We start from the raw sequence: 856 nt of genomic DNA, 5'->3' as shown, positions 1-856 counted from the left end.
GACCCCATCCATCAACTGGGTGCATTGCCATCGCAGGCGCAGGACATCGTCCAGGCCGGACGGCAAGAACCTGCCCGGTTCGCCTCAACCTGGTGGCCGCAGATGCCGCTCAACTTTGATTGGAGTATGTGGCCGACCCTGGAAGCAGCGTCAGCGCCCGCTGCCAGCGCCCGCCCAGACACCTACCGGGATTTTCCATTGGTTGATCTGACTGCGGCCACGCCGTCTGAATCACGCGACGATGATAATTCCGTGCCGGCGTTTGCGAGCATGTCCGCCGATGCTCAGATCGCGGCTTTGGGTCCGACAGCCCCGTCTCACGGCCGCGGGCTGGTGCTCCAGGACATGGAATGGCTGGGCGACGAGCATGTCCTGAGGGACTACCAGCTCCTGACGCAAGAGTTGCAGGGGAACAATCCGGGTCTCGCCGCCCGGACGCGGTTCGTGGATCCCCTCATAACCCTTGGCAGCCTGCGCTTGGGCACCGAGAGCGACATGCTACGCGCATTCCAGCGCATCGTTCATGATCACAATGGCGACGACACGGCCGACTTCCTGTTCATGCCAGTGAACGATGCCAGTGCCAATCGCCGCGGCAGCCATTGGTCGCTGCTGTTCGTCGATCGCCGCGAGCGGGAACGGCCGGTTGCCTATCACTACGACTCGAACGGGAGATACAACGAGGCGCCCGCAGGACAACTCGCAGCAAGGCTGGGCGCGCGCTTGGAGTCACCCCGCATCCCCCAACAGCGAAACGGTCATGATTGCGGCGTCTTTGTGGTGGACGGCACACGCGAGCTGGTTAGGCGATTGGCGCAACCAGGGCAGCCAGTCCTGCTGGACCTCGACGGGCTCC

At 63.7% G+C, this 856-nt stretch carries 1 protein-coding gene; it reads left to right on the top strand.

The genetic code is table 11. The annotated features are described in order from the left end of the window. A partial coding sequence (locus AC0YKC_RS33980) for a Ulp1 family isopeptidase (protein WP_488514242.1) occupies positions 1 to 856 on the top strand: 856 nt, incomplete at both ends.

This window comes from Mesorhizobium sp. CNPSo 4661, from assembly GCF_057784215.1.
Note: the sequence above shows the minus strand (reverse complement) of the source record. Positions and strands in the feature narration are given on the sequence as shown.